Source organism: Streptomyces sp. NPDC058373 (assembly GCF_042723275.1).
In the GTDB taxonomy this organism is placed as follows: Bacteria; Actinomycetota; Actinomycetes; order Streptomycetales; family Streptomycetaceae; genus Streptomyces.
On the sequence record NZ_JBHXJE010000007.1, the window covers coordinates 28566 to 49774 of the forward strand.

Sequence of the window (21209 nt, forward strand, 5' to 3'; positions counted from 1 at the left end):
CGAGGGAAGGGCCGTCATGAGACACCCGCCAGGACCGCCCGGGCCGGGCCGGGGCCTCAGGCCACGTTCACCCGCTGCCCCGGAGGCGCCGCCTCCAGCCAGGCCAGGAAACCGGTGAGGGCGTCCTCGCTCATCGCCAGCTCCAGGCGCACGCCGCGGTGGCGGCAGCCGAGCACGAGCGCGTCGGAGAGGAGCGCCAGCTCCTCCTCGCCCTCGGGCGAGCGCCGGTCGACCACCTCGATCGCCGAACGCTCCAGCATCCGTTTGGGACGCGGGGAGTACGAGAAGACCCGGTACCACTCGAGGCGGTCCCCGTTGTAGCGGGCCACCCCGTACTGCCAGCCCTTGCCACTCTGGTCGCCCTTCTCGGGCGCGTCCCAGCGCAGCGAGCAGTCGAACGTGCCGCCCGACCGCTGGATCAGGCGGCGGCGCAGTCCGAAGACCAACAGCCCCAGGGTGACGAGCACGATCACCAGTCCGCAGACAAGCAGAGCGAGGAGCATCGGCACCGACCTCCTCGTCTTCCGTAACGGAACTCGTTTCGCACCTGCATCGCCTCAGCCGCGGCCCGCTCCGGAGTGCTCCGGACCGTGCCGCGGCTGAGGCGCGTCGTCTACTTCAGCGCCCGGTCAGCGCGACGCCACCGCCCGCAGACGGACGTCGGCGCGACGCTCGGCGGCGGCGTCGGCCTCCGCCTTCGCGCGCTCCAGCGCCCGCTCCGCACGCTGGACGTCGATCTCACCGGACAGCTCGGCGATCTCCGCCAGCACCGACAGCTTGTCGTCGGCGAAGGACAGGAAACCACCGTGCACCGCGGCCGCGACGGTCTTGCCGTCGCTGGTGCGGATGGTCACGGGGCCCGATTCCAGCACACCCAGCAGCGGCTGGTGACCGGGCATGATGCCGACGTCGCCGGTGGTCAGACGCGCCACGACCAGGGTGGCCTCGCCGGACCAGACGCTGCGGTCCGCGGCGACCAGCTCGACATGCAGCTCAGCAGCCAAGAGGGGCTCCTCGGGTCACCACCCGGCGGATCGGCCGGGTGTTGGGACGAATTCTAGTGGGCTCCGGAGGGAGGGCGTCAGCCGCCCCGCGAGGGGACGGGCCGCCGCCCTCCGTCCGGTCGAGTCGAGGACCGGTCACCCGGCCCGCCGGCTTCAGGAGACGCCCAGCTCCTTGGCGTTGGCCTTCAGGTCCTCGATGCCACCGCACATGAAGAACGCCTGCTCGGGGAAGTGGTCGTACTCGCCGTCGCAGATCGCGTTGAACGCGGCGATCGACTCGTCGAGCGGCACGTCCGAACCGTCCACGCCGGTGAACTGCTTGGCGACGTGGGTGTTCTGCGAGAGGAAGCGCTCGACACGGCGCGCACGCGTGACGACCAGCTTGTCCTCCTCACCGAGCTCGTCCATACCGAGGATGGCGATGATGTCCTGGAGGTCCTTGTACTTCTGGAGGATCCCCTTGACGCGCATCGCGGCCTCGTAGTGGTCCTTCGCGATGTACCGCGGGTCCAGGATGCGGGACGTCGAGTCCAGCGGGTCGACCGCCGGGTAGATGCCCTTCTCCGAGATCGGGCGCGACAGCACGGTGGTCGCGTCCAGGTGGGCGAAGGTGGTGGCCGGGGCCGGGTCGGTCAGGTCGTCCGCGGGGACGTAGATCGCCTGCATCGAGGTGATCGAGTGACCGCGCGTCGAGGTGATGCGCTCCTGGAGGAGGCCCATCTCGTCGGCCAGGTTCGGCTGGTAGCCCACCGCGGACGGCATGCGGCCGAGCAGCGTGGAGACCTCGGAACCGGCTTGCGTGAAGCGGAAGATGTTGTCGATGAAGAACAGCACGTCCTGCTTCTGGACGTCGCGGAAGTACTCGGCCATCGTGAGGCCGGCCAGCGCGACGCGCAGACGGGTGCCCGGGGGCTCGTCCATCTGGCCGAAGACCAGCGCGGTCTTGTCGATGACGCCGGACTCCGCCATCTCCTCGATGAGGTCGTTGCCCTCACGGGTACGCTCACCGACGCCCGCGAACACCGACACACCGTCGTGGTTGTTGGCGACGCGGTAGATCATTTCCTGGATCAGCACGGTCTTGCCGACACCGGCACCACCGAACAGACCGATCTTGCCGCCCTTGACGTACGGGGTCAGCAGGTCGATGACCTTGATGCCGGTCTCGAACATCTCGGTCTTCGACTCGAGCTGGTCGAACCCCGGCGCCTTGCGGTGGATCGGCCAGCGCTCGCCGACGTTGGCGTTCTCCTCGGGCTTGTTCAGCACCTCGCCGAGGGTGTTGAACACCTTGCCCTTGGTGAAGTCACCGACGGGGACGGTGATGCCCTCGCCCGTGTCGGTCACCGGGGCCTGGCGGACCAGGCCGTCGGTGGGCTGCATGGAGATCGCGCGGACCACGCCGTCACCCAGGTGCTGGGCGACCTCGAGGGTCAGCGTCTTGAGCGCACCCTCCAGAGCCGGGTCGGCGACCTCGACGGTCAGCGCGTTGTAGATCTCCGGCATGGCGTCGACGGGGAACTCCACGTCGACGACCGGGCCGATGACCCGGGCGACGCGGCCCGTGGCAACGGCCGTCTCAACAGTGGTCGTCATTACTTGTCACTCCCCGCGTTCGCGTCGGCCAGAGCACTGGAGCCACCGACGATCTCGCTGATTTCCTGGGTGATTTCGGCCTGGCGGGCCGCGTTGGCAAGGCGGGAGAGCGTGTTGATCAGCTCTCCGGCGTTGTCGGTCGCCGACTTCATCGCGCGGCGCGTGGCGGCGTGCTTGGAGGCAGCCGACTGGAGCAGCGCGTTGTAGATACGGCTCTCGACGTAGCGGGGCAGCAGGGCGTCGAGGACGTCCTCCGCCGACGGCTCGAACTCGAACAGCGGCTTGGCGTCGCCCTTCGCGCCCGACTGAGCCGCGACCTCTTCGAGGGCGAGCGGCAGCAGCCGGTTGTCGACGGGCGTCTGCGTCATCATCGAGACGAACTCGGTGAAGACCATGTGGAGTTCGTCCACACCGCCCTCGGCCGTCTCCTTCTCGATGGCCGCGATCAGAGGCGCGGCGACCGCCTTCGCGTCCGCGTAGGTGGGCTCGTCCGTGAAGCCCGTCCACGAGTCGGCGACGGTCCGCTCACGGAAGGCGTAGTGGGCGATGCCCCGGCGGCCGACGATGTACGTGTCGACCTCCTTGCCTTCCTTCTCCAGCCGGTCCGTGAGCTGCTCCGCCGCCTTGATGGCGCTGGAGTTGAACGCACCGGCCAGACCGCGGTCGCTGGTGAGCAGCAGCACCGCGGCGCGGGTCGGGTTCTCCACCTCGCTGGTCAGCGGGTGGTCGGCGCTCGCCCCGGCCGACACGGCGGTCACCGCGCGGGTGAGTTCCGTCGCGTACGGCATGGAGGCGGTCACCTTGCGCTGTGCCTTGATGATGCGCGAGGCGGCGATCATCTCCATCGCCTTGGTGATCTTCTTCGTCGCGGTGACGGACCGGATGCGACGCTTGTAGACCCGGAGCTGCGCTCCCATGAGTCAGGTCCCTTCCGTCGTCACTTGGCCGCGGTCGTCGGAGCGTCCTCGCCCAGAAGCGTGCCGTCCGAGGTCTCGAACTGCTTCTTGAACGCGGCAACGGCGTCGGCGACGGCCACGAGGGTGTCGTCCGACATCTTGCCGCCCTCCTTGATGGAGGTCATGAGGCCCTGCTCCTGGCGGTGCATGTAGTCGAGCAGCTCGCGCTCGAAGCGGCGCACGTCCTCGACCGGCACCTCGTCCATCTTGCCGGTGGTACCGGCCCAGACGGAGACGACCTGGTCCTCGGTGGCCATCGGCTGGTACTGGTCCTGCTTGAGCAGTTCCACCAGACGCTGACCGCGGGCGAGCTGCTGCTTGGACGCGGCGTCCAGGTCCGAGCCGAAGGTCGCGAAGGCCTCCATCTCACGGAACTGGGCGAGGTCCACACGCAGTCGGCCGGAGACCTGCTTCATCGCCTTGTGCTGGGCGGAACCGCCCACACGGGAGACGGAGATACCGACGTTCAGAGCCGGGCGCTGGCCGGCGTTGAACAGGTCGGACTCCAGGAAGCACTGGCCGTCGGTGATGGAGATGACGTTGGTCGGGATGAACGCCGAGACGTCGTTCGCCTTGGTCTCGACGATCGGCAGACCGGTCATCGAGCCCTTGCCCATCTCGTCGGAGAGCTTGGCGCAGCGCTCCAGCAGACGGGAGTGGACGTAGAAGACGTCACCGGGGTACGCCTCGCGGCCCGGCGGACGACGCAGCAGCAGGGAGACGGCGCGGTAGGCGTCGGCCTGCTTCGAGAGGTCGTCGAAGATGATGAGGACGTGCTTGCCCTCGTACATCCACTGCTGGCCGATGGCCGAACCGGTGTACGGCGCCAGGTACTTGAAGCCGGCCGGGTCGGACGCCGGGGCGGCGACGATGGTCGTGTACTCCAGCGCGCCGGCCTCGTCGAGGGCACCGCGCACAGAGGCGATGGTGGAGCCCTTCTGACCGATGGCGACGTAGATGCAGCGGACCTGCTTGTTCACGTCGCCCGAGCGCCAGTTGTCGCGCTGGTTGATGATCGTGTCGACGGCCAGCGCGGTCTTGCCGGTCTGCCGGTCACCGATGATCAGCTGGCGCTGACCACGGCCGATCGGCGTCATGGCGTCGACCGCCTTGTAGCCGGTCTCCATCGGCTCGTGCACCGACTTGCGCTGCATGACCGTGGGGGCCTGCAGCTCAAGGGCGCGGCGACCGCTGGTCTCGATCTCGCCGAGGCCGTCGATCGGCTGCCCGAGCGGGTCGACCACGCGGCCGAGGTAACCCTCGCCCACGGGTACGGAGAGGACCTCGCCGGTACGCGTGACCGGCTGCCCCTCCTCGACACCGCTGAACTCGCCGAGGACGATGGCACCGATCTCGCGCTCCTCGAGGTTGAGGGCGAGACCGAGGGTGCCGTCCTCGAACTTGAGCAGCTCGTTGGCCATGGCCGAGGGAAGACCCTCGATCTTGGCGATACCGTCGCCGGCGACGGTGACCGTACCGACCTCCTCGCGCGAGGCCGCGTCCGGCTTGTACGCCTGGACAAAGTTCTCCAGCGCGTCCCGGATCTCCTCCGGCCGGATCGTGAGCTCCGCCATCTGGGTTCCCTGCTCTCCTTGTTGGGCCCGAAGTTCTTAGGGGGATCTGGGGGCTCCCCCAGAAACTCTGCATCTCTGCACGGCCCAACTCGGGCCGTTGATCTTGCTTCTCTGTTCTTTGACCGGGTACGTCCGGCGTCAGCCGGCCATCCGCCGGTTCGCCTCGTCGAGACGGTCCGCGATGGAGCCGTTGATGACCTCGTCGCCGACGTGGACCTTGATGCCGCCGATGACGGCCGGGTCCACCTCCAGGTTGAGGTGCATCGTGCGGCCGTAGAGCCTCGCCAGGGACGCACCCAGGCGCTGCTTCTGCGGCTCGCTCAGCGGCACCGCCGACGTCACCGTGGCGACCATCCGTCCGCGGCGCGCGGCGGCCAGCTGGGACAGGGACTCCAGTCCCTCTTCCAGGCTACGGCCACGCGGCCGGGTGACGAGCCGGGTGATCAGCCGGACCGTGGCCTTGTCGGCCCGGGAGCCGAGAAGGGAGTCCAGCAGCCCGGCCTTGGCGGCCTCGGAGGCGGCGCTGTCGGTGAGGGCGGCACGCAGCGCGCTGTTGGAGGAGACGATCCGGGAGAACCGGAACACCTCGTCCTCCACGCTGTCGAGGGCGCCCCGACGCTGGGCCTCGGTGAGGTCGGCGTCGGCGGCGAGCTCCTCCAGGGCGTCCACCAGGTCGCGCGAACGCGACCAGCGGGTGCGCACCATGCCGGCCACCAGGTCGGCGGTGGTGCCGCTGACCTGGCTGCCCAGGAGCCGCTCGATGAGCTGGGCCTTGGCCGCGCCGTCCTGCGCCGGGTCGGTGAGGACCCGACGCAGCGACACCTCGCGGTGGAGCAGCGCGGTGACGTCGGCCAGCTCGGCGGCGAGCGAGCCGGCGTCGACGGACGTGTGGTCCGTCAGCGCGTCGAGACGCTCACGTGCGGCAGCCAGTGCCTCTCGGCTCGCTCCGTTCATCGCGTGGCCTCGGCCTTCGTCGCGACGTCGTCCAGTCCGTCGAGGAACCGGTCGATGGTGCGGCTCTGGCGGGCGTGCTCCTCCAGCGACTCACCGACGATCTTGCCGGCGAGCTCGGTGGCGAGCTGACCCACGTCCTGCCGCAGCGACTGCGCGGCAGCCTTGCGGTCGGCCTCGATCTGGGTGTGACCGGCGGCGATGATCTCCTCGCGCTGGCGCTGGCCTTCCAGGCGCATCTCGGCGATGAGCGTGGCGCCCTGCTCCTGCGCCTCGGAGCGCAGCCGTGCCGCCTCGTGACGGGCCTCGGCGAGCTGGGCCTTGTACTGCTCCAGCACGCTCTGGGCCTCGACCTGAGCCGCCTCGGCCTCCTCGATGCCACCGACGATCTTGTCGTGACGCTCGTCCAGGACCTTGTTGATGCTCGGGAGGAGCTTCTTGGCGAAGACGAAGAAGATGATGGCGAAGCAGAGCAGGCCGATGACGACCTCGGGCCAGACCGGGAGCAGAGGGTTCTGCGGTTCCTCGGCAGCCAGGTACATCATGTGTGGACCTTTCTGTCTTGATCGGGCTTAGGACCGAACCGCCACTTAGAGGATGAACGGAACGACGAAGCCGATGAGGGCGAGGGCCTCGACGACGGCGAAGCCGAGCAGCATGTTCTGACGGATCAGACCGGCGGCCTCGGGCTGGCGGGCCATGGCCTGCACGCCGTTACCGAAGATGATGCCGACGCCGATGCCGGGGCCGATCGCGGCGAGGCCGTAGCCGATGGTGCCGATGTTGCCTTCAACGGCCGCGAGGGTCTCAAGAGCAGCAGACATGTCCGTGGTTCCTTCTCTTAATGGGCCGGTGGGAGGTCTTTTCCACCGGACGACTATGGGTTGCGGAGGTGGCTTCGGTCGCTCAGTGCGCTTCTTCGAGCGCCTGGGACAGGTAGGTCGCGGTCAGCACGGTGAACACGTACGCCTGGAGCGCCTGGATGAACATCTCGAAGACGGTCAGGACCAGGGTCAGCGCGAACGACGCGGTGGCGTAGACCGTGCCGAGCAGGGTACCGAGCATGTACCACGTGGCGATCGTGAAGATCAGGATCAGGATGTGGCCCGCGAACATGTTCGCGAAGAGCCGGACCGCCAGGGTGAAGGGACGCACGAAGATGTTCGACACGAACTCGATCGGCGTCAGGATGACGTAGATCGGCTTGGGCAGGCCGCTGGGCACGCAGAGGTTGCGGATGCCGCCGACGAAGCCGTTCGTCTTGAAGGTCACCGTCATGTAGACGACCCACACCATGAGGGCGAGGCCGACCGGGAAGGCGATGACGGAGTTGACCGGGAACTGCGCCAGCGGGATCAGCGCCCACAGGTTCAGGATCCAGACGAAGAAGAAGAGGGAGACCAGGAAGGGGACGAAGGGCTCGCCCTTCTTGCCGATCGTCTCCCGGGCGATGCCGCTCCGGACGAAGTCGTAGAGGATCTCCGCGACCATCTGGAACTTGCCCGGCACCAGCTTCGGCTTCGCGAAAGCGGCCCAGAAGAAGGCGAGGATGACCACCGTGCCGATCAGGGCCAGCAGCATCGGCTTGTTGAAGTCGACCGGGCCGACGCTGAAGATCGGGTCGAACAAGAACGACCACACGCTCGGAGCCGGGAAACCGCAATCCTTGAAGAGGTGGCAGTCGGTCTCGAAGGCGAGCAACTGGTCACTACTCACCGCGAGCTCCTTCGATATGACGCATAGGTACGGCTTCCTCGATGTGTCGGCGTGGGACAGGACCACATGGCGGCACTGGACTGGGTGTCGCGGGAGGGCGGAGCGTCCGGCGTGACGGCACTGGGCCCGGAAAAGACGTGGGCTGAATCAGGTGCCGTCCCGCACAACACCCGCTGCTCCGCACGAATCGCTCTCGGCGACGGACGATAGCAGCCTTCGGGTGCGGACTTTATCCGGCCCCTACTTATCGGGGCCGGCTCCGACGTCCCCATCAGCGACGCTCCGGCCCGGCCGGTGCGTCCTCTGACTCGGGTTCGACGTACAGGGTCTTGACGCGGGTGTGCGCCCACGCCTGTCCGGCGATCCACACGAGCACGCAGGCGAGCATCGTGAGGCCGAACACCCGTCCGTTCATGAACGTCGCGTCGCGGAAGACCGCGAGCAGGATCGCCATCACCAGGATCTGGGTCGTGTAGACCAGCAGTCCGGCAGCCATGAAGAGCTCCGACCACCGCCGTCCGATCACACTCATGGCCTTCAGGCCCGCGCCGAAGAAGGCGAGGGTGAGGACCGTACCGACGGCGCCCCCGATGGCACCCTGCGCCCCCACCGTGATGCCGCCGATGAAGGTGCCGGCCAGGCCGGCACAGAATGACGGAATCGCGGCGCCGCGCAGAATTCGGGCGTCGTTCGACAGCATGAGTGGATCTCCAGCAGGTGACAGAGAGAGACGAACCTGAGGGCGTACCGAGCGTAGACGGAGCGCTGAGCGCTCCGGACCCGACCCGTCGCTTGCGGGCCGCTCACCCTCACGGTCGAGCTCTCGTGAACGGTATCACAAGCTTTTTGATGAGGTCTTTACTCGGCAGGTGTGCCACCTGTCACACGTGAGGGGTAACCCGCGCGTATGTGCGCGACACGTGGCACCTTGCCTGGTAATGCGCGCTTTGCCTGGTCGACGGTACGCGGCCGGAGCCTCGTACGGAGAGCGGCGGCGCTGTCCGCACCGCGCGGAGGCGCTACGAGCGGGTGGTGCCGGCCTTCTCACGCTCGCCACCGCGCCGTGAGCCGAGGCGCGAGCGCTCCCCGACGGCCGTCGCACCGTTCGCACCCGCGACGCCCACCGCGACCCGCACCGGCGGCTCGGCCCCCTCGGAGGCGGGATCGCCCTCCGTGACGACGCCCTCCTGGCGGGGCCCGGCCGCGATCCGGCGCCGGTAGCGCGGCGGCACGAAGGCCTCCGCCCAGCGCGGCGCGCGCGGCGTGAAGCGCGGCAGGAGCAGCAGCACCAGGCCCACCGCGCTCAGCGCGGCCACGCCCAACGCCACCCACATCGACGCCTCGTTGACCGAGTAGGCCAGCGCCCCGAAGGCGATCAGCGCCGACCAGAAGTACATGATCAGCACGGCCCGGCTGTGCGAGTGGCCGATCTCCAGCAGCCGGTGGTGCAGGTGCCCCCGGTCGGCGGCGAACGGCGACTGGCCCCGCCACGTCCGCCGGACCACCGCCAGGACCAGGTCGGCCGCGGGCACCGCGATGATGGTCAGCGGCAGCAGCAGCGGCATGTAGACGGGCACCGTCTGGTGCACGGCGGCCTTCTCCGAACCGGCGAACAGACCCATGGCGTCGGGGTCGACCTGGCCGGTGATGGAGATCGCGCCGGCCGCCAGCACCAGGCCGATCAGCATCGAGCCCGAGTCACCCATGAAGATCCGCGCGGGGTGCATGTTGTGCGGCAGGAAGCCCAGGCACATGCCCATCAGCAGGGCGGCGAAGAGCGCGGCCGGCGCGGCCGCCTCCAGCCCGTAGCCGTACCAGATGCGGTACGCGTGCATGAAGAAGGCGGCGGCCGCGATGCAGACCATGCCGGCGGCGAGGCCGTCGAGGCCGTCGACGAAGTTCACCGCGTTGATGGTGATGAGGACCAGGGCGATGGTCAGCAGATTGCCCTGCCAGCTCGTCAGCAGGACCTGCCCCACACCGGGCACCGGCAGCCACAGCATCGTCAGACCCTGCATCACCATCACCCCGGCGGCGATGAGCTGACCGCCGAGCTTGACCAGGGCGTCGATCTCGAACTTGTCGTCCAGGACGCCGATCAGCCAGATCAGCGCGGCGCCGGAGAGCAGCGCGCGCGGCTCGTTGGAGTCGAAGACCTCACCCAGATTGGTCAGATGGTCCGCGACCAGCAGCCCGGCGCACAGTCCGAAGAACATCGCGATCCCACCGAGCCGCGGAGTGGGCTCCCGGTGGACGTCACGGGCCCTGATCTCCGGCATGGCACCGGCCACGATCGCGAATTTCCGCACCGGCCCTGTCAACAGATACGTCACCGCAGCCGTGATGCAGAGCGTCAGCAGGTATTCACGCACGGGCTTCCCCACAAGTATCGCTGGCCATCCAGGCCCACACCCTAGCTTCGGGTGCATGCCCGCCGAGACTTTCGGGTAGCGACGAAGTTTGCCCGCTGCCGGTTCCCGGTCGTTCTGTTCCGCGGATCCCCGCGCTTCCTCCCCGGTACGCCCCGCACCGCGCGGCGTCCGGCTCCCCCTGGCCGCCTACCCCGGATTCCCGGAAAGGCGACCCGTACGAGGGCCCACCGGCCCGGCCGCACCCTGACGGCGCTCCCGGGCCTTTCTCGCGGCCTCTCAGCCCGTCGCCCGGCCGACCCCGGTCAGCGCCGTCAGCACCGGCTCCAACGCCACCTGGATCTCCTCGCCGACCGCCTGGAAGAACGGCATGGGCGCCCCGTACGGATCGAGCACCTCGTCGGCCTCCACCGACGGCGCCAGCAGCCAGCCGCGCAGCGCGGCGGCCGCCTGCACCAGGGCCCGCGCGCGGCCGACCACACCGCCCTCCAGCGGATCGGGCAGGGTCGCCGGGTCTATCGCCCGCACCAGCCGCGTGAACTCCTTCAGCGTGAACGTCCGCAGCCCGGCCGAGTGGCCCATCGAGATGACCTGCGCCCGGTGGTCCCGGGTCGCGGTCAGCACCAGGTCCGCCCGGATCACGTGCTCGTCCAGCAGCTCCCGGCCCCGGAACCCGGCCGCGTCCGCGCCGAGCGAGGCGAGCACCGCCTCGGCGTTGGCCTCCATCGGGGCGCCCTCGTGCCCCCACGTGCCCGCGCTCTCCACGATGACCCCGCCGACGCCGCTCTCGGCGCCCGCGGCGAGCCCCAGCCGGTCCGCCAGGGCATGCCGCGTCAGCCGCTCGGTGATCGGCGAGCGGCACACGTTGCCGGTACTGACGTGGAGGATGCGGAAGGTCCCGCCGAGCGGCTGCCCCGCTATGCCACGCCCCTCAGGGACGATCAAGAGGCCACCTCTAGATCGGGGACCACCTTGCGCAGCTCGTCCGCGTCGATCGCGCCGGCCCGCAGCAGCACCGGCACGGAGCCGGTCACGTCCACGATGGAGGAGGGCACGATGCCCGGCGTCGGGCCGCCGTCCAGGTAGACCGAGATCGCGTCGCCCAGCATGTTCCGGGCGGCGTCGCAGGTCTCCGGCGACGGGTGGCCGGTCAGGTTGGCACTGGAGACGGCCATCGGGCCGACCTCGGTCAGCAGCTCGATGGCGACCGGGTGCAGCGGCATCCGCACCGCCACCGTGCCCCGGGTGTCGCCGAGATCCCACTGGAGCGACGGCTGGTGGCGCGCCACCAGCGTCAGGGCGCCCGGCCAGAAGGCGTCGACCAGGTCCCACGCCGTCTCCGAGAAGTCCGTCACCAGGCCGTGCAGCGTGTTCGGCGACCCGATCAGCACCGGCGTCGGCATGTTCCGGCCACGCCCCTTGGCGGTCAGCAGCTCGGCGACCGCCTCCGAACTGAACGCGTCCGCCCCGACGCCGTACACCGTGTCCGTGGGCAGGACGACGAGCTCCCCGCGACGCACCGCCGAAGCGGCCTCCCGCAGACCGGTGACCCGGTCGGTGGCGTCGTTGGTGTCGTATCGGCGTGCCATGGCTAACGCTCCCTCTTGATTGTCGTTCGTTCGCCTCCGGGGCGCTTCAGTCGGTGTCGAGACACCCGACGTGCTCGGTCGCTGCGCTCCCTGCGCGCGTCGGGTGTCTCGACACCGACGCGCCCCTTCGGCTCACTCTCTCCTGGGGCTTCGCCCCGGCAGGTCGCGGCGGCACCCAGTCGTGGGGTGGAGGCGTCCGGCGGCACCCGAGTCGCTGTCGTCCTCACGGCATCGCCTTGCGGGCGGTGGCGAAGCGGGGGCGGTTGTTGAGGTCGGGGTGGTCGGCGGCGTCGGCCCAGCCCTTCTCCTCGGTGAAGATCCACGGGACCTGGCCGCCCTGGGTGTCGGCGTGCTCGACGACGACGATGCCGCCGGGGCGCAGCAGGCGGTGGGCGGTGCGTTCGATGCCGCGGATGGTGTCCAGGCCGTCCTCACCGGAGAACAGGGCCATCTGCGGGTCGTGGTCGCGGGCCTCGGGGGCGACGTACTCCCACTCGGTGAGCGGGATGTAGGGCGGGTTGGAGATGACCAGGTCGACCTGGCCGTCCAGCTCGGGCAGGGCGCTGAAGGCGTCGCCCTGGTGGAGCTGGACGCGGGAGCCCTCGACGTTCTTCCGGGTCCACACCAGGGCGTCCTCGGAGAGTTCCACGGCGTGCACGGTGGAGCGCGGGACCTCCTGGGCGAGGGCGAGCGCGATGGCGCCGGAGCCGCTGCACAGGTCGACCACGAGGGGCTCGACCACGTCCATCGCCCGGACCGCGTCTATGGCCCAGCCGACCACCGACTCGGTCTCCGGCCGGGGCACGAACACGCCGGGGCCCACCTGGAGTTCCAGGTACCGGAAGTAGGCGAGCCCGGTGATGTGCTGGAGCGGTTCGCGGGCCTCGCGGCGGGCGATCGCCTCCCAGTAACGGGCGTCGAAGTCGGAGTCCTTGACGGTGTGCAGGGCACCCCGCTTGACCTGGTGGACATAGGCGGCCAGTTCCTCGGCGTCGTTGCGCGGGGACGGCACGCCGGCGTCGGCCAGCCGCTGGGTGGCCTGGGCCACCTCGGCGAGCAGCAGGTTCACGGGGTCCTCCAGCCGGTCCGTACGGGGTGAAGAAGGAAGGTCAGGCGGCGGCGAGCTTCGCCGCGGAGTCCGCGTCGACGCAGGCCTGGATGACGGGGTCGAGATCGCCGTCGAGGACCTGGTCGAGGTTGTACGCCTTGAAGCCGACGCGGTGGTCCGAGATGCGGTTCTCCGGGTAGTTGTACGTCCGGATCTTCTCGGAGCGGTCGACGGTGCGGACCTGGCTGCGGCGGGCGTCGGCGGCCTCGCGCTCGGCCTCCTCCTGGGCGGCGGCCAGCAGCCGCGAGCGCAGGATGCGCATGGCCTGCTCCTTGTTCTGGAGCTGGCTCTTCTCGTTCTGGCAGGAGGCGACGACACCGGTCGGCAGGTGCGTGATGCGCACCGCGGAGTCGGTGGTGTTGACGGACTGGCCGCCGGGCCCGGAGGAGCGGTAGACGTCGATCCGCAGGTCGTTGGCGTTGATCTCGACGTCGATCTCCTCGGCCTCGGGCGTCACCAGGACACCGGCGGCGGAGGTGTGGATGCGGCCCTGCGACTCGGTGGCGGGCACCCGCTGGACGCGGTGGACGCCGCCCTCGTACTTCAGCCGGGCCCAGACGCCCTGGCCGGGCTCGGTGGCGCCCTGGCCGCCCTTGGTCTTCACGGCGACCTGGACGTCCTTGTAGCCGCCCAGCTCCGACTCGGTGGAGTCGATCAGCTCGGTCTTCCATCCGACGCGCTCGGCGTACCGCAGGTACATCCGCAGGAGGTCCCCGGCGAAGAGGGCAGACTCGTCGCCGCCCGCCCCGGCCTTGATCTCCAGGATGACGTCCTTGTCGTCGCTGGGGTCGCGGGGCACCAGCAGCAGCCGCAGCTTCTCGGTGAGCTCCTCGCGGGCGGCTTCCAGCTCCTTGACCTCGGCGGCGAACTCCGGGTCGTCGGCGGCCAGCTCGCGGGCGGTCTCGATGTCGTCCCCGGTCTGCTTCCAGGAGCGGTACACGGAGATGATCGGCGTCAGCTCGGCGTAGCGCTTGTTGAGCTTGCGGGCGCCGGCCTGGTCGGCGTGGACCGCGGGGTCGGCGAGCCGCTTCTCGATGTCGGCGTGCTCGCCGATCAGTTCCTCGACCGCCTCGAACATCTTCGGGCTCCTGGTTCCTGCTGGTGACTGCGGGGCTGGGGGCGGCCGGGCCGTGGGGCGGGCCGCTCAGAACGGACAAAGCGCCGGTCCCGGCCGCCCGTGGAGGGGCGGCCTGAGGACCGGCGCAGTGGCTCGCTACTTCTTGGTGCCGGCAGCCTTGCCGAAGCGGGCCTCGAAGCGGGCCACGCGGCCACCGGTGTCGAGGATCTTCTGCTTGCCCGTGTAGAACGGGTGGCACTCGGAGCAGACATCGGCACGGACGGTGCCGCTGCCGATGGTGCTGCGGGTGGTGAACGCCGCGCCGCAGGTGCAGCTCACCTGGGTCTCGACGTACTCGGGGTGGATGTCGCGCTTCAAGGTGTCTCCTAGTTTCGGGAGGGCGCCGGGTCGTGGGTGCGGTTTGCGCTCACGTGAACCGGGGCCGACAGTCCAGTCTGCCAGGGACCGCCGCATCTCCCAAAACCGGGGTGACGCCCCACGTATTCCCCACAAGCCGGCTCCGTCCCGACCAGCACCCAAAACCAACCCCAGCCCGGCCGACGCTTGCGGCCGACCCCCAGCCCGGCCCGGCCAACCCCCAGCCCGGCCCGGCCAACCCCAAGCCCGGCCGGCGCTTGAGGCCATCCCAGCCCGGCCGGCGCTTGAGGCCATCAGTGACCTCGGCGTCCGACGAAGGGGACACCACAGACTCGGCCCTGCCAGCCCTGCCAGCCCTGCCGACCCCACCGGCTCACCCGGCACTGACCACGTCATCGATGTCCGCCTTGTCCCCGGCGGATTCCTCGGTCGCCGAGGCGGGCACCCGATGGTCGGCGCGCAGCGCCTTCCACACCTCGGCCCCCTGCTTCTCCTGCGGCAGAACGCGGTTGGCGTCGGCCGGGTCGTACTCGACGGGCAGGGTCAGCATCTCCATGCCCTCCGGCTTGAGCCCCTTCAGCCCCTGGGCGAAGTCGAGCAGGGCGGGAACGGAGTCGAGTTCGGCGTCGGTGGTCAAGGACTTGGTGGAGGCGTCGGCGACCCCGTACAGCTTCTTCGGGCTGGTCAGCAGGCCCATGTCCTGGACGCGGTGCATCAGCGCGGTGAGGAAGGTCTGCTGGAGCTGGATGCGGCCGAGGTCGCTGCCGTCGCCGACGCCGTGCCGGGTGCGGACCAGGCCGAGGGACTGCTCGCCGTCGAGGGTGTGGGTGCCGCGGGCCAGATGGAGGTCGCTCTTCTCGTCGTCTATCGCCTTGCCTGTGGTGACCTCGACGCCGCCGAGCCGGTCGATGATCTCCTGGAAGCCGCTGAAGTCGACCTCCAGGTAGTGGTCCATGCGGATGCCGGACATCTGCTCGACGGTCTTCACGGCGCAGGCCGGGCCGCCGGTCTCGTAGGCGGTGTTGAACATCCGCCGCTCGCCGCCGGGCACCGCGGTGCCGTCCTCGGCGTCGCACTCGGGGCGGGTGACGAGGGTGTCGCGCGGTATGGAGACCACGGTGGCCTTCTTCCGGCCCTCGTGGAGGTGGACGACCATCGCGGTGTCGGAGCGCGCGCCGCCCTCGTCGCGGCCGTACTTGCCGTTGTCGCCGGAGCGCGAGTCGGAGCCGAGCACCAGCAGGTCGAGGGAGCCGTCGTCGACCTCTGCGGGGCGTTCGCCGCCGAGCGCGGCGTCGATGTCGACGCCGTTGAGGTTCCCGTTGAGCTTCACGTACGCGAAGCCGAGTCCGGCGCCGCCGACCAGGATGCCGCCCGCGGCGGTCCAGGCGACGGCGAGGAGAACCTTGCGGCGGCGGCTGCGCGGGCGGCGGCGCTGCCCGGTGGGGCGCATCCGGCGCGTACGCCGGCCGCCCTCGTCGGTGCCGCTCTCGGCCGTACTGCCGTCCTGCCTCGTCTGCTCGGCCATGTGCTCCTCAGTCCCTCGTGTCGGTCGTCGGCGGGCTGCTCCCCTGCTGGTCCGGGGGTGGGGGCCGTCGGTCGTGCCCTGCTGGGCGGGCGAAGTGCGCGGCACGGAGCGGGGCCGGGGCTCCCCGGCCGTCCGTCGAGGCACCGGGGTGCATGGGGACCTCGTACCCCGAGTGTTCGCTTGTTCGACGGCGAAACCTGAAGAAGGGTTGCACAGGGGCCTGTGAGCGCCGCGTGAGTGGACGGGAGCGCAACAGCCTCCACAGCGGCGGCGTGTACCGCCTCGACCTGGGGTTTCCTCGCCCCTGAAGATCACCTTTGCGGGCCTTTGCGCCCGGGAGGTGTGTGGCCAACGTCTCGCCGGGGCGGTGCGCGCGGCCGGGCGTCCCGGGTGGCCGCCTCGCCGTTCGCAGCCGCACAGCGCGCAGCGGCGGAGAGGGGCGGAGAGGTCAGAGGTGGCGACGCGAAGCGCCCCCTCCACCGGAGTGGAGGGGGCGCTTCGTCGTCCTGCCGGAACCGGTCCGGCCGGGGGATCCGTCAGTCGTTGCCGCCCGCGGTCGGCGTCGTCTTCTGGATCTGGAGCAGGAACTCGGCGTTCGACTGCGTCTTGCGCATCTTGTCGAGCAGCAGCTCGATCGCCTGCTGCTGGTCGAGCGCGTGCAGCACCCGGCGCAGCTTCCAGACGATGCCCAACTCCTCGCCGCTGAGGAGGATCTCCTCCTTGCGGGTGCCGGAGGCGTCGACGTCGACGGCCGGGAAGATGCGCTTGTCGGCGAGCTTCCGGTCGAGCTTGAGCTCCATGTTGCCGGTGCCCTTGAACTCCTCGAAGATCACCTCGTCCATCCGCGAGCCGGTGTCGACCAGCGCGGTGGCGAGGATGGTCAGCGAGCCGCCGTCCTCGATGTTGCGCGCCGCACCGAAGAAGCGCTTCGGCGGGTAGAGCGCGGTCGAGTCGACACCACCGGAGAGGATGCGGCCGGAGGCGGGGGCGGCCAGGTTGTAGGCGCGGCCCAGGCGGGTGATGGAGTCCAGCAGGACGACCACGTCGTGGCCCAGCTCCACCAGGCGCTTGGCGCGCTCGATGGCCAGTTCGGCGACGGTGGTGTGGTCCTCGGCGGGCCGGTCGAAGGTCGAGGAGATGACCTCGCCCTTGACCGACCGCTGCATGTCGGTGACCTCTTCGGGCCGCTCGTCGACGAGGACGACCATGAGGTGGCACTCGGGGTTGTTCTGCGTGATGGCGTTGGCCACGGCCTGCATGATCATGGTCTTGCCGGTCTTCGGCGGGGCCACGATCAGACCGCGCTGGCCCTTGCCGATCGGCGACACGAGGTCGACGATCCGCGTGGTCAGCACGCCCGGGTCGGTCTCCAGACGGAGCCGGTCCTGCGGGTAGAGCGGCGTCAGCTTGTTGAACTCCGGGCGGCCGCGGCCCGATTCGGGCGCCATGCCGTTGACCGAGTCGAGGCGGACCAGCGCGTTGAACTTCTCGCGGCGCTCGCCGTCCTTGGGCTGGCGGACCGCGCCGGTGACGTGGTCGCCCTTGCGCAGGCCGTTCTTGCGGACCTGGGCGAGCGAGACGTAGACGTCGTTCGGGCCCGGCAGGTAGCCGGAGGTCCGGATGAACGCGTAGTTGTCGAGGATGTCGAGGATGCCCGCGACGGGGATCAGCACGTCGTCCTCGTTGACCTGCGGCTCGCCGACCTCGTCGCGGCCTCGGCGGCCCCGGCGGTCGCGGTAGCGGCCGCGGCGTCCGCGGCGGCCGCCGCCGTCGTCGTCGAAGTCGTCGTGGCGGTCGCGGTTCTGACCGCCACCCTGCTGCTGGCGGTTGCCGCCGCCCTGGCCGCCCTGGCCGCCGTCGTCGCCCTTGCGACGGTCGCGGTCCCGGCCGCCCCGCTCGCGGTCACCCCGCTCGCGGTCACCCCGCTCGCGGTCACCGCGGTCGCGGTCCCGGTCGCGGCGGTTCTGGCGGTCGCGGCGGCCCTCGCCGCCGTCCTGCTGCTGGCCGGAGCCGTCGTCGCCGCGGCTCTCGCCCTTCTGGTCCTGCTGCTTGGCGGGGCGCTCCTGCTTGGCCTCGGCCTGCTCGGGGCTGCCCGCCTCAGCGGTGGCGCGGCGGCGACGGCGCTCACCGGCCGGCTGCTCGTCCCCGGCGCCCTGGCCGGGGATGTCGATCTGCTGCTGGGAGCCCTGCGGCTGCGCCTCGGGCTCGGCCTGCTCGGCCTTGGTCTGCTTCTTCTCGGCGGCCTTGGCGGGCTTCCGGGCCGGCTCGGCGGCGGCCTCGGTCTCGCCGGTGCGGGCCTTGGAGGTGGCCCGGCGCTTCGGCTTGGCGGCCTCGGTGTCGCTCTTGGCGGGGGCGGCCGCGCCGCCACCTGCCTGCGCTTCCTTGATGACCTCGATCAGCTGGCTCTTGCGCATCCGCGCGGTGCCCCTGATCCCGAGGCCCGAGGCGACCTGCTGAAGCTCGGCCAGCACCATGCCCTCGAGGCCGGTGCCGCGGCGCCGCCGGGAACCGGCCGCAGGCGCCGCTGAGGCGTCCGTGGCGGGCGCGGCAGCGGAATCAACCGTGCTGTCGGCAGTCACGCCCATCAGATCGGTGGTGTCGCTCACGAAGGGTCCTTCCCTGGAGCGGACGTCGGCCTGTCTGGCTCGGCGACCGGTTGTGCTGTCCGGCAGGTCCTCGGTGTGCGGATGTGCCGGGGCGATGGTCCGCCTGAGGCGGCGGAGGGATTCACTGGGTTCGCTGGCGATCGGCGGTGCCTGAGCCGTGGCGCCGATGTGCTGTGGCACGCGGCGGCTCTCTCACGCCAGCTCCGGAGCATGCTCGGCCCTGCTCAGTGCGGGGCACAGGGCAGTTTGGGAGGCTCCCGGAAGAATGTCTGTCCCGAACGGGGACAAGAAGCACCTCGCCGTGCTGAGGTCGGGTGCAGACTTGAGATTAACACTACCGGATCCCACACATATTCCCCCTCTCTACGGTGCGGCGCCGCACGGTCACGGCGCCAGCGGCAGCACACCGGCACCCGACAGGTCGAGTGCCAGCGGATTTGCGGCCCAGCCGTCCCCGGCCAGGCGGGCCACCTTCTCCGCCGCGCCGCCCGTGGCGAAGGCCAGCACGGTCGGTCCTGCGCCGGAGATGACGGCCGGTACGCCGTCCGCCCGCAACCGCTCCACCAGCGCGGTGCTGTCGGGCATGGCGGGCGCCCGGTACTCCTGGTGCAGCCGGTCCTCGGTGGCGGGCAGCAACAGCTCGGGGCGCCTGGTCAGGGCCTCGACGAGCAGGGCCGCACGGCCCGCGTTGACGGCGGCGTCGACGTGCGGGACGGTGCGCGGCAGCAGGCCCCGGGCGGTCTCGGTGAGGACGGGCTTGCCGGGGACGAAGACGACCGGCACGACGGAGGAGCCGGGCTCCATCCGGATGGCGCGGGCGGCCCCGGACTCCGTCCAGGCCAGGGTGAATCCGCCGAGCAGGCAGGCCGCGACGTTGTCCGGATGCCCCTCGATCTCGGTGGCGAGTTCCAGCAGCGCCGCGTCGTCGAGTTTGGCGTCGGCGCCTATCGTCACGGCGCGGGCGGCGACGATGCCGGCGCAGATGGCGGCGGAGGAGGAGCCGAGGCCCCGGCCGTGCGGGATGCGGTTGGCGCAGACGATCTCCAGCCCGCGCGGCTGTCCGCCGAGGAGGTCGAAGGCGGTGCGCATCGACCGTACGAGCAGGTGGTCCTCGTCGCGGGGCAGGGTCTCGCTGCCTTCGCCCGCGATGTCGATGTGCAGTCCGGAGTCGGCCACCCGGACGACCACGTCGTCGTAGAGCCCCAGCGACAGGCCGAAGGCGTCATACCCCGGTCCGAGGTTGGCGCTGGTGGCGGGGACGCGCACCCGGACGGCGGCGGCTCGGAAGGCGGGACCGGCCATCGCTTTGATGACTCTCCTTGTGACAGCGATACGTGCGGGACGTACGGGTGGTTCGGCGGGCTGGGGCGCGGCGTGGCGGTGGTGGTGTCTGGCGGGACTCTGGCGGGATTTCGGTGGTGGTTTCCCGTCGGCGGGGGCGGATGCGCACCCGGCTGCGGAATCACCCGTGGCCAACACGGCGGCAGCACTCCGACTCGGTCGGCGGCGCGGGTATGGGTACAGCCTATCGAAGGAAGGTTGCCCGGCGACATAGGGCGCACGGGAGGCGCACGATGCGTGTCGTACCGACCGTTGTGCACCTCTTCCGCGCTTTCACGGCGTACGCCCGGCCTGGCCCCTGGCTCCGGTGCGCCTCCGGCCGCGCCCGCGGCACGGCCGCGCCCGGGGGCGCAACCGGCCGCGGACGGCCCGGCAGAGGGTTACGCGAGGCCGAGCCGCTCGGCGGCGGCGGTGGCGTCGACCGGCACGGTCAGCGGCTGCGGGGCTCCGGCGACGGCCCAGTCGGGATCCTTGAGGCCGTTGCCGGTGACGGTGCAGACGACGCGCTGGCCCGGGTCGACCTTGCCCTGCTCGGCCGCCTTCAGCAGCCCGGCCACCGACGCGGCCGAGGCGGGCTCCACGAAGACGCCCTCCTGGGAGGCCAACAGGCGGTAGGCAGAAAGGATCTGACGGTCGGTCACCTCGTCGATGAAGCCGCCCGACTCGTCGCGCGCCTGGATGGCGTACTCCCAGGAGGCCGGGTTGCCGATCCGGATGGCGGTGGCGATGGTCGCCGGGTCCTTGACGACCTCGCCGCGCACCAGCGGCGCCGAGCCGGAGGCCTGGAAGCCCCACATGCGCGGCGTACGGGTGGAGACGGCGTCGGCGGCGTACTCGCGGTACCCGCGCCAGTAGGCGGTGATGTTGCCCGCGTTGCCGACGGGGAGGACGTGGATGTCGGGGGCGTCGCCGAGGAAGTCGACGATCTCGAAGGCGGCGGTCTTCTGTCCCTCGATACGCACCGGGTTGACCGAGTTGACCAGCGCCACCGGGTACTGCTCGGAGAGCGCGCGGGCCAGGGTGAGGCAGTCGTCGAAGTTGCCGTCGACCTGGAGGATCTTCGCCCCGTGCACGAGCGCCTGGCCCATCTTGCCGAGCGCGATCTTGCCCTGCGGGACGAGGACGGCACTGACCATGCCGGCCCGGACCGCGTAGGCGGCGGCCGAGGCGGAGGTGTTGCCGGTGGAGGCGCAGATGACCGCCTGCGCGCCCTCCTCCTTGGCCTTGGTGATGGCCATGGTCATGCCCCGGTCCTTGAAGGAGCCGGTGGGGTTGGCGCCCTCGACCTTCAGGTGGACCTCGCAGCCGGTGCGCTCGGAGAGCACCTGCGCGGGGACGAGCGGCGTCCCGCCCTCACGGAGCGTGACCACCGGCGTCTCGGCGGAGACGGGCAGCCGGTCCCGGTATTCCTCGATGATTCCGCGCCACTGGTGGGTCAT

20 protein-coding genes are annotated in these 21209 nt (G+C 70.5%); all 20 read right to left on the reverse strand.

Annotated features, from left to right (window positions below; translation table 11 throughout):
• Window positions 1–56 precede the first annotated feature (56 nt).
• Complete coding sequence (locus tag ACFWMZ_RS06810; protein WP_383178184.1) at window positions 57–503, reverse strand: DUF2550 domain-containing protein; 447 nt, start codon at window positions 501–503, stop codon at window positions 57–59.
• A gap of 126 nt (window positions 504–629) precedes the next feature.
• On the reverse strand, window positions 630–1004 hold the full coding sequence (locus tag ACFWMZ_RS06815; protein ID WP_383178181.1) for a F0F1 ATP synthase subunit epsilon: 375 nt from the start codon (window positions 1002–1004) through the stop codon (window positions 630–632).
• A gap of 153 nt (window positions 1005–1157) precedes the next feature.
• Window positions 1158–2600, reverse strand: a complete 1443-nt coding sequence (atpD, locus tag ACFWMZ_RS06820) for a F0F1 ATP synthase subunit beta (protein ID WP_383199831.1) — start codon at window positions 2598–2600, stop codon at window positions 1158–1160.
• Window positions 2600–3517: a F0F1 ATP synthase subunit gamma gene (locus ACFWMZ_RS06825; RefSeq protein WP_383178175.1), complete on the reverse strand. Its 918-nt coding sequence runs from the start codon at window positions 3515–3517 to the stop codon at window positions 2600–2602. The genes atpD and ACFWMZ_RS06825 overlap by 1 nt, the downstream gene beginning before the upstream one ends.
• 20 nt (window positions 3518–3537) lie before the next feature.
• Window positions 3538–5130, reverse strand: coding sequence for a F0F1 ATP synthase subunit alpha (atpA, locus tag ACFWMZ_RS06830; RefSeq protein ID WP_383178172.1), 1593 nt, complete (start codon window positions 5128–5130; stop codon window positions 3538–3540).
• Between the two features lie 138 nt (window positions 5131–5268).
• Window positions 5269–6084, reverse strand: coding sequence for a F0F1 ATP synthase subunit delta (locus tag ACFWMZ_RS06835; RefSeq protein ID WP_383178169.1), 816 nt, complete (start codon window positions 6082–6084; stop codon window positions 5269–5271).
• A complete protein-coding gene (locus tag ACFWMZ_RS06840; protein WP_383178166.1) occupies window positions 6081–6626 on the reverse strand; it encodes a F0F1 ATP synthase subunit B in 546 nt (181 codons plus the stop codon). The genes ACFWMZ_RS06835 and ACFWMZ_RS06840 overlap by 4 nt, the downstream gene beginning before the upstream one ends.
• A 45-nt stretch (window positions 6627–6671) precedes the next feature.
• Entirely contained in the window at window positions 6672–6905 is a 234-nt protein-coding gene (gene atpE, locus ACFWMZ_RS06845) for an ATP synthase F0 subunit C (RefSeq protein WP_383178163.1), read from the reverse strand.
• A gap of 82 nt (window positions 6906–6987) precedes the next feature.
• Window positions 6988–7815 carry a F0F1 ATP synthase subunit A gene (gene atpB / locus ACFWMZ_RS06850; RefSeq protein ID WP_383178214.1) on the reverse strand — a complete coding sequence of 276 codons (828 nt, stop codon included), beginning with the start codon at window positions 7813–7815 and terminating at the stop codon, window positions 6988–6990.
• A gap of 253 nt (window positions 7816–8068) precedes the next feature.
• Window positions 8069–8497, reverse strand: a complete 429-nt coding sequence (locus ACFWMZ_RS06855) for a hypothetical protein (protein ID WP_383178160.1) — start codon at window positions 8495–8497, stop codon at window positions 8069–8071.
• A 319-nt stretch (window positions 8498–8816) separates the two neighbouring features.
• A complete protein-coding gene (locus tag ACFWMZ_RS06860) occupies window positions 8817–10169 on the reverse strand; it encodes an MraY family glycosyltransferase (RefSeq protein ID WP_383178157.1) in 1353 nt (450 codons plus the stop codon).
• A gap of 276 nt (window positions 10170–10445) precedes the next feature.
• On the reverse strand, window positions 10446–11111 hold the full coding sequence (locus ACFWMZ_RS06865; protein ID WP_383178154.1) for a protein-tyrosine-phosphatase: 666 nt from the start codon (window positions 11109–11111) through the stop codon (window positions 10446–10448).
• Complete coding sequence (locus ACFWMZ_RS06870) at window positions 11108–11755, reverse strand: L-threonylcarbamoyladenylate synthase (RefSeq protein ID WP_383178151.1); 648 nt, start codon at window positions 11753–11755, stop codon at window positions 11108–11110. Before ACFWMZ_RS06870 ends, ACFWMZ_RS06865 begins: the two co-directional genes overlap by 4 nt.
• Window positions 11756–11978: 223 nt before the next feature.
• Window positions 11979–12824 carry a peptide chain release factor N(5)-glutamine methyltransferase gene (gene prmC / locus ACFWMZ_RS06875; protein ID WP_383178148.1) on the reverse strand — a complete coding sequence of 282 codons (846 nt, stop codon included), beginning with the start codon at window positions 12822–12824 and terminating at the stop codon, window positions 11979–11981.
• A 40-nt stretch (window positions 12825–12864) separates the two neighbouring features.
• Window positions 12865–13941 (reverse strand): peptide chain release factor 1, encoded by a 1077-nt coding sequence (gene prfA / locus ACFWMZ_RS06880; RefSeq protein WP_383178145.1) that lies wholly within the window; start codon window positions 13939–13941, stop codon window positions 12865–12867.
• Window positions 13942–14076: 135 nt separating this feature from the next.
• On the reverse strand, window positions 14077–14298 hold the full coding sequence (gene rpmE, locus ACFWMZ_RS06885; RefSeq protein ID WP_383178142.1) for a 50S ribosomal protein L31: 222 nt from the start codon (window positions 14296–14298) through the stop codon (window positions 14077–14079).
• A 373-nt stretch (window positions 14299–14671) separates the two neighbouring features.
• Window positions 14672–15823 carry an LCP family protein gene (locus tag ACFWMZ_RS06890; protein ID WP_383178139.1) on the reverse strand — a complete coding sequence of 384 codons (1152 nt, stop codon included), beginning with the start codon at window positions 15821–15823 and terminating at the stop codon, window positions 14672–14674.
• Between the two features lie 536 nt (window positions 15824–16359).
• Window positions 16360–18429: a transcription termination factor Rho gene (gene rho / locus ACFWMZ_RS06895; RefSeq protein WP_383178136.1), complete on the reverse strand. Its 2070-nt coding sequence runs from the start codon at window positions 18427–18429 to the stop codon at window positions 16360–16362.
• A gap of 384 nt (window positions 18430–18813) precedes the next feature.
• Window positions 18814–19731, reverse strand: coding sequence for a homoserine kinase (thrB, locus tag ACFWMZ_RS06900; protein WP_383178133.1), 918 nt, complete (start codon window positions 19729–19731; stop codon window positions 18814–18816).
• Window positions 19732–20150: 419 nt separating this feature from the next.
• Window positions 20151–21209, reverse strand: coding sequence for a threonine synthase (gene thrC / locus ACFWMZ_RS06905; protein WP_383178130.1), 1059 nt, complete (start codon window positions 21207–21209; stop codon window positions 20151–20153).

Coding starts and splice junctions, on each gene's coding strand:
- ACFWMZ_RS06810 (WP_383178184.1), bottom strand. CDS start 503: ATGCTCCTCGCTCTGCTTGTCTGCGGACTGGTGATCGTGCTCGTCACC.
- atpD (WP_383199831.1), bottom strand. CDS start 2,600: ATGACGACCACTGTTGAGACGGCCGTTGCCACGGGCCGCGTCGCCCGG.
- ACFWMZ_RS06825 (WP_383178175.1), bottom strand. CDS start 3,517: ATGGGAGCGCAGCTCCGGGTCTACAAGCGTCGCATCCGGTCCGTCACC.
- atpA (WP_383178172.1), bottom strand. CDS start 5,130: ATGGCGGAGCTCACGATCCGGCCGGAGGAGATCCGGGACGCGCTGGAG.
- ACFWMZ_RS06835 (WP_383178169.1), bottom strand. CDS start 6,084: ATGAACGGAGCGAGCCGAGAGGCACTGGCTGCCGCACGTGAGCGTCTC.
- ACFWMZ_RS06840 (WP_383178166.1), bottom strand. CDS start 6,626: ATGATGTACCTGGCTGCCGAGGAACCGCAGAACCCTCTGCTCCCGGTC.
- atpE (WP_383178163.1), bottom strand. CDS start 6,905: ATGTCTGCTGCTCTTGAGACCCTCGCGGCCGTTGAAGGCAACATCGGC.
- ACFWMZ_RS06855 (WP_383178160.1), bottom strand. CDS start 8,497: ATGCTGTCGAACGACGCCCGAATTCTGCGCGGCGCCGCGATTCCGTCA.
- ACFWMZ_RS06870 (WP_383178151.1), bottom strand. CDS start 11,755: ATGGCACGCCGATACGACACCAACGACGCCACCGACCGGGTCACCGGT.
- prfA (WP_383178145.1), bottom strand. CDS start 13,941: ATGTTCGAGGCGGTCGAGGAACTGATCGGCGAGCACGCCGACATCGAG.
- ACFWMZ_RS06890 (WP_383178139.1), bottom strand. CDS start 15,823: ATGGCCGAGCAGACGAGGCAGGACGGCAGTACGGCCGAGAGCGGCACC.
- thrB (WP_383178133.1), bottom strand. CDS start 19,731: ATGGCCGGTCCCGCCTTCCGAGCCGCCGCCGTCCGGGTGCGCGTCCCC.
- thrC (WP_383178130.1), bottom strand. CDS start 21,209: ATGACCCACCAGTGGCGCGGAATCATCGAGGAATACCGGGACCGGCTG.